Source organism: Methylobacterium sp. WL64 (genome assembly GCF_008039945.1).
Lineage (GTDB): Bacteria > Pseudomonadota > Alphaproteobacteria > Rhizobiales > Beijerinckiaceae > Methylobacterium.
The window spans coordinates 17,932-28,034 of sequence record NZ_VRVA01000074.1 but is presented as its reverse complement, the minus strand read 5'-3'; the positions used below and the strand labels follow the sequence as shown (position 1 = coordinate 28,034).

Here is a 10,103-nt window from a genome sequence, read left to right as displayed (position 1 = left end):
CACAAAACCGGACCCCGCCCATGATCGCCGTCGATGACGGGGTGCCGGCGCCGCTCGGCGCGCATTTCGATGGGCGCGGGGTCAACTTCGCCCTGTTCTCCGAGCACGCCACCGCGGTGGACATCTGCCTGTTCGAGCCGGGGGAGCGGCACGAGACCCGCACGGTCCGGCTGCCCTGCCGCACCGACGACGTCTGGCACGGCTACCTGCGCGGGGTGCTGCCGGGCCAGCTCTACGGCTACCGGGTGCACGGCCCCTGGGATCCGGCGAACGGCCACCGGTTCAACGCCTCGAAGCTGGTGCTCGACCCCTATGCCAGGGAGATCCGGGGCCGGATCCGCTGGCACGACGCGCTCTACGGCCACCGCCGGGGAAACGAGAGCCGGATCGACCGGCGGGACAGCGCGGTCTACATGCCCAAGGGGGTGGTCACGGCCCCGGAGGTGCCCGACCTCGCCCTCGCCCCGCTGCGCCGGCCGCTCACCGAGACCGTGGTGTACGAGGCGCACGTCAAGGCGCTGACCCGCACCCATCCCGCCATCCCGGAAGCGGAGCGCGGCACCTACGCGGCGCTCGCCCATCCGGCGATCATCGAGCACCTGGTCAAGCTCGGGGTCACCGCCCTGGAGCTGCTGCCGATCCAGGCCTTCGCGGACGACCGCTTTCTGGTCGAGAAGGGGCTCGTCAATTTCTGGGGCTATCAGCCCCTGGGCTACTTCGCCCCGGATCCGCGCTACCTCGGGGAGGGCGGGCTCGGCGGCCTCAAGGCGGCGATCCGCGAGCTGAACGCCGCCGGGATCGAGACCTGGCTCGACGTCGTCTACAACCACACCGCCGAGGGCGACCACAGCGGCCCGACCCTGTCGTTCCGCGGCATCGACAATGCCAGCTACTACAAGCTCGACCCCGCGGACCGGCGCCGGACGATCGATTGCACCGGCTGCGGCAACACCCTCGATGCGAGCCACCCGCGGGTGATGCAGCTGGTGCTCGATTCCCTGCGCCACTGGGTCACCGCCTACGGCATCGCCGGCTTCCGGTTCGACCTCGCCACCAGCCTTGGGCGCGCGCCGCTCGCCTTCACCCCGCAGGCGGCGTTCTTCCAGGCGGTGGCGCAGGATCCGGTGCTCGCCCGGGTCAAGATGGTGGCCGAGCCCTGGGACATCGGGGAGGGCGGCTACCAGCTCGGCGGCTACCCGCGCGGCTGGAGCGAGTGGAACGACAAGTTCCGCGACGCGGCCCGGGGCTTCTGGAAGGGCGATTCCGGCACCCTGGCGAAATTGACCCAGGGGCTGACCGGCTCGCGCGAGGTGTTCGCCCCGTCCCGGCGCTCGCCGCTGGCCAGCGTCAACTTCATCGCCAGCCACGACGGCTACACCCTGGCCGACACGGTGGCCTACGAGCAGAAGCACAACGCGGCCAACGGCGAGGACAACCGCGACGGCCACGGCCACAACGTCAGCTGCAATTACGGCGTCGAGGGCGACACCGACGACGTGGGCATCCTGGGCGCCCGCGCCCGCCAGAAGCGCAACATGCTGGCCACCGTGATGCTGGCCCAGGGCGTGCCGATGCTGCTGATGGGCGACGAGCGCTCCCGCAGCCAGGGCGGCAACAACAACGCCTACGCCCAGGACAACCCGATCAGCTGGATGGACTGGACCAGCGACCCGGACCCGCAGCTCACCGGCTTCGTGGCGAACCTCCTGGCCCTGCGCCGGGCCCAGCCGGCCCTGCGGCGGCGGACCTTCTTCACCGGCGTCCCGGCCACCCCCGAGGCGCCCCTCCGGGACGTGCACTGGCTCGCCCCCGAGGGCACCGAGATGGAGAACCATCACTGGGCCGACGACGGCCTGCAGGTGTTCGGCATGCAGATCGGCAACGACGGGGACGGCGACCGCCTGCTGCTGCTGTTCAACGCCGGGGTGGAGCCCCTCGACTTCCGCCTCGCCCCGGTGATCGGCGGCCCCTGGCAGCCGGCCTTCGACACCGGCGAGGCCGCCGGCACGGTCCCGCCGGGCGCCCCGTCCTACGGGCCGGACGCGCCGGTGCCGCTGCCGGGCCGCTCGGTGCTGGTGCTCACCGCGGCGGGCGTGGGGGCGGGGGTGTCGAGCGGTTGGGTGCCGAGGGGTTGAGAGCAGGCCCCAGTTCGAGCCGGTCGAAGCGAGATGATTGCGCGCGGGGGTCCTGCGCGTTACGTTGCCTGATCATACGATTTGTTGAACGTCATCGGAGCATCGCCATGGCTGGAGATCGTTCGCAGCCGAGGCAGGCCTCAGGGACTGAGACAGCCCTTGCCCCTTCCGTTACCGCTGTCATGGCCCGCGCGCAGGAAAGCGGGCTGACCCGGGGCAAGGCCAGCCGGATCTCCGGACGCGTCGCGCCGGAATTGATCGAACGCGCCAAGGCCCGGACGGGGCTTCACTCCGATACCGCGCTGATCGAGTTCGCGCTCGCCAACATCGCCATCGAGGATGGCTTCGTGGACGTATTCCGCACGCTGCGGGCCTCGGTCGACCCGGAACTCGACCTGAGCTTCTAGCGAGTGGCCTTCACCTTCAAGGCTGCGGAACGGCTGCGTCGGCAGGCACCGAAGACGGCGTTGCAGCGCCGGGACGATACCGCACTGCCCTTCCTGGAGGGGCAGGCGCAGGCGGGCCGTCCCCTCCTGCTCGATACCTGCGTCTACATCGACCAGATGCAGGGGCGGGCGCCGCCCCTGGTCGAGGATCTCCTCGGCATCCGGATCGTGAACCACAGCACTGTCGTCATCCAGGAGTTGATGCACACGGTAGGGGTCCTCGATCCCAAGGACCCTCGCAGCGCCCAGGCCGTCGCGGCAATCGGAACCGCGATCGACGCGATGCCGGCGCACCGGATCTTCACGCCCGACGCCGAGATCCTGGGAAGCGCCGCCGTCTATGCGGGCATGCTCTGCCGGATCCAGGGCTATGCAAAGGACGACCGCATGGGCGCACTCCACGATTGCGTCCTGTTCCTGCAGGCGCTCAAGCTCGGCTTCTGCGTGCTCACGCGCAACCTCAGGGACTTCGACGCCCTGTTGCAACTCCGCCCGGATAGCCAGGTCCTGTTCTATCGAACGTGACCCCACAGCCTACCACTTGGTCCCCCGCGCCATTTTTCGCACGCTGGCCGTCTCATCACGTCGCCATAGCTGCGCTGCGGGAACCGGATCGTGTGCGGGGCCTTCTCCCACGACAATGATCCCTGCCGCGCTTGTCCCTCGGGACGCACGGCCAACGACGAGGACCGTGGCCCGATGCGGCGCGCCCACAGCATGGATTTCGGAGCCGAGATGGTGGGGGGCGGCGTGCGCTTCGCGCTCTGGGCCCCGACCGCCCAGAGCGTCGAACTCGTCGTCGACGGCGTCGCGCATCCGTTGCCGGAATCCGGCGGCGGCTGGCGGCGCACCGCCCTGCCCGGGGTGAAGCCCGGCGCCCGCTACGGATTCCGGGTCGACGGCGACCTCGTGGCGCCGGACCCGGCCTCGCGCTTCCAGCCGGACGACGTCTCGGGCCTCAGCGAGGTGATCGATCCGCGCGCCTTCGCGTGGACGGACGAGGCCTGGACCGGGCGTCCGTTCGAGGAGGCGGTGATCTACGAGTGCCATGTCGGCACCGCGACCCCGGAGGGCACCTATGCCGCCCTGCAGGCGCGCCTGCCCGATCTCAAGGCGCTCGGCGTCACCGCGATCGAGCTGCTGCCGCTCGCCGACTTCAAGGGCTCGCGCAACTGGGGCTACGACGGGGTCCTGCCCTACGCCCCCGACGGCGCCTATGGCCGCCCGGACGACCTCAAGCGCCTGATCGACGCCGCCCACGGGCTCGGGCTGATGGTCTACCTCGACGCGGTCTACAACCATTTCGGGCCGGCGGGGAATTACCTGCACGCCTACGCCAAGACCTTCTTCACCGAGCGCCACCAGACCCCGTGGGGCGCCGGCATCAACTTCGACGGCAAGGAGAGCGGCGCCACGGTGCGGCAGTTCTTCATCCAGAACACCCTGTACTGGCTGGAGGAATACCATTTCGACGGCCTGCGCTTCGACGCCGTCCACGCCATCCTCGACGATTCGCCGCGCCATTTTTTGGCCGAGCTCGGTGAGACGGTCCGCAAGACCTTCCCGGACCGCGACATCCACCTGATGCTCGAGAACGAGGCCAACCAGGCGCGCTGGCTCGAGCGCGACGGCGCCGGGCGGCCGAAGATGCACGACGCGCAATGGGCCGACGACCTGCACCATTGCTGGCACGTGCTGCTCACCGGTGAGGACGCCGGCTATTACCAGAGCTTTGCCGACAAACCCGTCGCGCGCCTGGCCCGCTGCCTGGCGGAGGGGTTTGCGTATCAGGGCGAGCCGTTCGCCACCCTCGACAACCATCCGCGCGGCGAGCCCTCGGCGCACCTGCCGCCGTCGGCCTTCGTGACCTTCCTGCAGAACCACGACCAGGTCGGGAACCGGGCGCTCGGCGAGCGGCTGTCGCATCTGGCCGACCCCGCGAAACTCGACCTCGCCCGGGCCGGGTTCCTGCTGGCGCCGCAGATCCCGATGCTCTGGATGGGCGAGGAATGGTCGGCCTCGACGCCGTTCCTGTTCTTCGTCGATTTCGCCCCGGACGAAGACCTGAACACGGCGGTGCGCGAGGGCCGCCGCCGGGAGTTCAAGAGCTTCGCGGCGTTCGCCGACGACACCTCGAAGATCCCGGATCCCACCGAGCACGAGACCTTCGCGGCCTCCAAGCTCGACTGGTCCGAGCGGGCGCGCTCGCCGCACCGGGAGGTGCTGGCCGAGACCACGCGCCTGCTGGGCCTGCGGCGGGAGGTCGTGGTGCCGCTGGCGAAATCCGGCTACCAGGGCGCCGCCGCCACCCTGCCGCGCGCCGACGTGGTCGACTGCACCTGGCGGTTCGGCGCCGGCACCCTGCGGTTCGTGGCCAATGTCGGCACAGAGGCCTTCGCGGTGGATCCGGGCGGCGCCCGGGTGGTCTGGACCAACGCCCCCGACAAGGCCGGACGGGACCTGCCCGCCTGGACCGGCCTGTTCCTGACGGAGCCCCGCTCGTGAGCCCCCTCGAAAAACTCGCCGACCTCGTCGGCGTCGCCTCCGGATACACCGACGCCTTCGGCAAGCCGGTGGAGACCTCCCTGGAGGTCCGGCGCGGCCTGCTGGCGGCGCTCGGCTTCGCGGTCGAGGACGAGGCCGGCATCGGCGAGAGCCTGGCCCAGGTCGAGGCCCTGCGCGGCGGCCTGGTCCCGCCGCTCCTGCCCGTGGAGGCGCGCCGCGCCGCCCGGGTGCCGGTCCGCGTCGCCGACGGATCCCCGCATACGCTGGTCTGGCGCTTGGTGGACGAGCGCGGCGCCGCCCGCGAGGGCCGGGCCAACCTGCAGGGGGCGGGGCCGGGCCAGGGTGCGGGCTTCGAGCTGCCGCCGCTGACCCCGGGCTACCACCGGCTCACCGTCCAGGCCGGCCGGATCCGGGCCGAATCCTGGGTGATCGCCGCGCCCCAGCGCTGCTGGCGCCCGCGGCCCTACACGGAGGAGGGCGCCTCCGACTGGGGCATGGCCGCCCAGCTCTACGGCCTGCGCTCGGCCACCAACATCGGCATCGGCACCTACGCGGATGCCGGCGAGGCCGCCCGCGAGGCGGCGTTGCGCGGGGCGGCGTTCTTGGGGCTCAGCCCGGTCCACGCCCTGTTCGGCTCCGACCGGACCAAGATCTCGCCCTACTCGCCGTCCTCGCGGCTGTTCCTCGAGACGCTGTTCATCGCGCCGCGCAGCCTGCCGGGGCTCGCCGGCTCCCGGGCCGAGGCGCTGCTCGCCGAGCGCGCCGACGCGATCACGGCCCTGCGCGAGGCCGCGCTCGTCGATCACCAGGGCGTGGCCGACGTGCTCGACCCGGTGCTGCGCGCCCTCTGGCTCGAATCCCCGGCCCGGGCCGGCACCGACGCGGACTTCGAGCGCTTCCGCCAGGAGGGCGGCGTCGACCTCGCCGCCCACGCGGTGTTCGAGGCCCTGTCCGAGCATTTCCGGCAGCAGGGCGCCCATTGGCTGGGCGACTGGCCGGAGGAGTACCGCCGCGCCGGCACCGAGGCGGTGGTGGCCTTCGCGGCCGAGAAGGCCGAGGCGGTGGGCTACCACGCGTGGCTGCAATACCTCGCCGACCGCCAGCTCGCCGCGGCCTCCGCGACGGCGCTCACGGCCGGCATGCGGGTCGGGCTCTACCGCGACCTCGCGGTGGGCGCCGACCGGGGCGGCTCCGAGATCTGGTCCCATCCCGAGCGCTTCGCCGACCGGGTCTCGATCGGCGCGCCGCCGGACCTGCTGGCGCCCAAGGGCCAGAACTGGGGCCTGCCGGCCTTCGACCCGCTGGAGATGGAGCGGGACGGCCTCGCGGCGTTCCGGGCCCTGGTCCAGGCCAACATGCGCCATGCCGGCGCGATCCGCATCGACCACGCCTTCCAGCTCGCAAGGCTGTTCCTGATCCCGCTCGGGGCCGGCGCCCATGCCGGCGCCTACGTGGCGATGCCGTTCGAGCCGATGCTGGCGGTGCTGCGGCTGGAGAGCCACCGCAACAAGTGCCTGGTCATCGCCGAGGATCTCGGCACCGCGCCCGAGGGTTTTTCCGACGCCCTGATGCGGGCCGGCGTGCTCAGCTACCGGATCCTGGCCTTCGAGCGGGAAGGGGACGGCCGGTTCAAGGCCCCGTCCGCCTACCCGCGCGACGCGCTCACCGCCATCACCACCCACGACCTGCCGACCTTCGTCGGCTGGTGGCGCGGGGTCGACACCGACACCCGCCAGTCGCTGGGCCTGTACGATCAGGATCGCGCCGAGGCCGAGCGCGGCGAGCGGGTGGTCGAGCGCCGCCGCCTCACCGAGGCGCTGGCCGGGGAGCAGCTCCTGCCGACGGCCGAGCCCCCCGAGGCCGCGCCGTTCGAGGCCGCCGCCCGCTACCTCGCCCGCGCCCCCTCGATGCTGACCGCCGTGCAGTACGAGGACGTGGTCTCCGAGCTCGCCCAGGCCAATGTGCCGGGCTCCACCGAGGGCTATCCGAACTGGCGGCGCAAGCTCGACCGGGACCTCGTGGACATCGCCGCCCCCGGGGGGCCGCTCGCCAAGCTGGCGGCCTCGCTCTCGGCCGAGTCCCGGGGCCCGCGCTCGGGCTCCGCCCGGCTGGCCGTGCCGCCGCCGCAATCGACCTACCGGCTGCAATTCCACAAGGACTTCACCTTCGCGGACGCGGAGCGGATCGTCCCGTATCTCAAGAAGCTCGGGATCAGCCACGTCTACGCCTCGCCGCTGCAGAAGGCGCGGCCCGGCTCGACCCACGGCTACGACATCGTCGATCACGGCGCGATCAACCCGGAACTCGGCGGCGAGGCGGATTTCGTCCGGCTCTCCGAGACCCTGCACGGGCACGGGCTGAAGCTGCTGCTGGACATCGTCCCGAACCACATGGGCGTCGGCGGCTCTGACAACCCGTGGTGGCTCTCGGTGCTCGAATGGGGCTCCCTCTCGCCCTTCGCGGACGCCTTCGACATCGACTGGCAGCGCCTCGGCGCCGGCCGCAACCTGGTGATCCCGTTCCTGGGCGAGCGCTACGGCGAGGCCCTGGAGCAGGGCACGCTGGAGCTGAAGTTCGATCCCGAGGCCGGTGCCTTCAGCGTCTGGCACTACGAGCACCAGCTGCCGATCCGCCCCTTGAGCTATCCGACCATCCTCAACCGGGTGATCGCCGCCATCGGCGCGGTGGACGACGACACCACCGCGGAGCTGCTCGCCATCTCCGAGCGCCTGCGCGCCATGGCGATCGACACCGACGAGACCCGCCGGACGGGCTTCCCGGAGGAGGCCGAGGGGCTCAAGCGCCGGCTCGCCGAGATCTACGGCGTCTCGCCCCTGATCCAGGAGGCCACCGCCAGCACCCTGGCGCTGCTCAACGGCTTCAAGGGCCGCCCCGACAGCTTCGGGCCGCTGCACCGGCTCCTGGAGGCCCAGGCCTACCGGCTGGCCCATTGGCGGGTGGCCTCGAGCGACATCAACTACCGGCGGTTCTTCGACGTGAACTCGCTGGCGGGCCTGCGGGTGGAGTTGTCCGACATCTTCCACCGCTCGCACGAGACCGTGTTCCGGCACATCCGCGAGGGCCGGATCGACGGGTTGCGCATCGACCACATCGACGGGCTCGCCGACCCGCTGGGCTACGCCCGCGCGCTCCAGGCCGCCGTCGGCCCGGGCTTCTACGTGGTGGTGGAGAAGATCCTGGAGCCCGGCGAGCGGCTGCGGCCCTGGCCGGTGGCCGGGACCACGGGCTACGACGTGCTCAACCAGCTCGACGGCATCCTGGTGGACAAGGAGCGGCAGGGGAAGGTCCGGCGCCTGTACGAATGGGCTTCGGGCTTCGACGAGCCCTACGGGTTCCAGCTCCGGGCCGCCAAGGCCGAGATCCTGGAGATCAGCTTCGCCAGCGAGCTGGAAGTGCTGACCTCCGATCTCAAGGAGGTGGCCGATGCCGACCGGCGCACCCGCGACTTCACCGTCAACGCCCTGCGCCGGGCGCTGATCGAGATCATCGCCCGCTTCCCGACCTATCGCAGCTACCTGCCGCCGGAGCTGGAGGAGGGCGAGGTCGAGCCCGAGGACGTGCGGCTGATCGAGGGCGCGGTCGCCAAGGCCAAGCGCTGGTCGAGCCTGCCGGACCGCTCGGTGCACGATTTCGCCGCCGACGTGCTGCTCGGGCGGATCGAGACCACGGGGCCGGGCCGCCCGGACCCGCGGGTGGCGCTGCGCTTCCGCCGGCGGTTCCAGCAGCTCACCGGCCCGGTCATGGCCAAGAGCCTGGAGGACACGCTGTTCTACCGGTACGCCTGCCTGCTCGGCCTCAACGAGGTCGGCGGCGATCCGGGCGAGTACGGCATCGACGCCGAGCATTTCCACGACCTCCAGATCGCCCGCGCCCGCGACTGGCCGAACGCCATGATCACCACGGCGACCCACGACACCAAGCGCGGCGAGGATGCCCGGACCCGGATGCTCGCGCTCTCCGAGATCCCGGAGGGCTGGGCCGGCGCCTGGGACCTGTGGCAGCGCACCGCCGGGCCGCACCTCGCCCGGATCGACGGCGAGCCGGCCCCGGATGCCAACGACCAGTGGATGTTCTTCCAGGCGATCCTCGGCGCCTGGCCGCTGGAACTGCTGGAGCGGGACGAGACGGCGGCGATCGAAGACTTCCGCGACCGGCTGATCGCCTACGGCGAGAAGGCCATGCGCGAGGGCAAGCGCCGGTCGAGCTGGGTCAACGTCGACGAGGTCTACGAGGGCGCGGTCAAGAAGCTGTTCTCGGCGCTGATCGCCCCGGGCTCGGACTTCCTGCGCGAGCTGCGCCCCTTCGCCCGGCGGCTCGCCCATCTCGGCATGCTGGCGGGGCTGGGCCGCACGGTCCTGAAATGCACCCTGCCGGGGCTGCCCGACACCTACCAGGGCACGGAGGTCTGGGACTTTTCGTTCGTCGATCCCGACAACCGCCGCCCGGTGGATTACCCGGCCCTCGAGCGCATGCTCGAGCAGGGCGGCGCACCGGCCGACCTGCTGCCGCACTGGCCGGACGGGCGGGTCAAGCAGGCGACCCTGGCGCGCCTGCTCGCCGAGCGGGCCGAGCGGCCGGCCTTCTACGCCAGCGCGGCCTACGAGCCGGTCGAGGCCAGGGGCGACCGGGCGGCCCACGTGATCGCCTACCGGCGGACCGACCCGGGCGAGGAGGGCGGCGACCTGTTCGTGGCGGTGCCGCGCCTGTTCGCCGGCATCGTCGGCGAGGCGGTCTGGTCGGGCGAGGCGTTCGCCGGCACCCGGGTCGATCTCGGGGCGGGCACAATCTGGCGCGACCTCGTCTCGGGGCGGATCGTAGAGACCGGAGGGGAGGGGGCCGATCTCGGCCAGCTCCTGCGCGACCTGCCCTACGCGGTCCTGCGGCGGGAGCCGTGAGGGACGCGGCCGGATCGGCGGATCTCCCGCCCCCCTCTGCCGGCTACGATGTTCACACATTGGCTGGTGGATGTGGGCCAAGACTGACCTCAAGCGCGTCT

At 71.7% G+C, this 10,103-nt stretch carries 5 protein-coding genes; all 5 read left to right on the top strand.

The window, feature by feature from the left end; genetic code table 11:
- Positions 1 to 20 precede the first annotated feature (20 nt).
- Positions 21 to 2,135 (top strand): glycogen debranching protein GlgX, encoded by a 2,115-nt coding sequence (gene glgX, locus FV242_RS23275; RefSeq protein ID WP_147940585.1) that lies wholly within the window; start codon positions 21 to 23, stop codon positions 2,133 to 2,135.
- Positions 2,136 to 2,317: 182 nt separating this feature from the next.
- Positions 2,318 to 2,542 (top strand): hypothetical protein, encoded by a 225-nt coding sequence (locus FV242_RS23270; protein WP_246692835.1) that lies wholly within the window; start codon positions 2,318 to 2,320, stop codon positions 2,540 to 2,542.
- A gap of 3 nt (positions 2,543 to 2,545) precedes the next feature.
- On the top strand, positions 2,546 to 3,106 hold the full coding sequence (locus FV242_RS23265) for a type II toxin-antitoxin system VapC family toxin (RefSeq protein WP_147940583.1): 561 nt from the start codon (positions 2,546 to 2,548) through the stop codon (positions 3,104 to 3,106).
- 174 nt (positions 3,107 to 3,280) lie between these two features.
- Positions 3,281 to 5,086, top strand: a complete 1,806-nt coding sequence (gene treZ / locus FV242_RS23260) for a malto-oligosyltrehalose trehalohydrolase (RefSeq protein ID WP_147940582.1) — start codon at positions 3,281 to 3,283, stop codon at positions 5,084 to 5,086.
- A complete protein-coding gene (locus FV242_RS23255) occupies positions 5,083 to 10,002 on the top strand; it encodes a malto-oligosyltrehalose synthase (RefSeq protein ID WP_147940581.1) in 4,920 nt (1,639 codons plus the stop codon). Before treZ ends, FV242_RS23255 begins: the two co-directional genes overlap by 4 nt.
- The last annotated feature ends 101 nt before the right edge of the window (positions 10,003 to 10,103 follow it).

Bases quoted from the DNA above. Each gene is read 5' to 3' on its own strand.
- treZ (WP_147940582.1), top strand. From the start codon at position 3,281: ATGCGGCGCGCCCACAGCATGGATTTCGGAGCCGAGATGGTGGGGGGC.
- glgX (WP_147940585.1), top strand. From the start codon at position 21: ATGATCGCCGTCGATGACGGGGTGCCGGCGCCGCTCGGCGCGCATTTC.
- FV242_RS23270 (WP_246692835.1), top strand. From the start codon at position 2,318: ATGGCCCGCGCGCAGGAAAGCGGGCTGACCCGGGGCAAGGCCAGCCGG.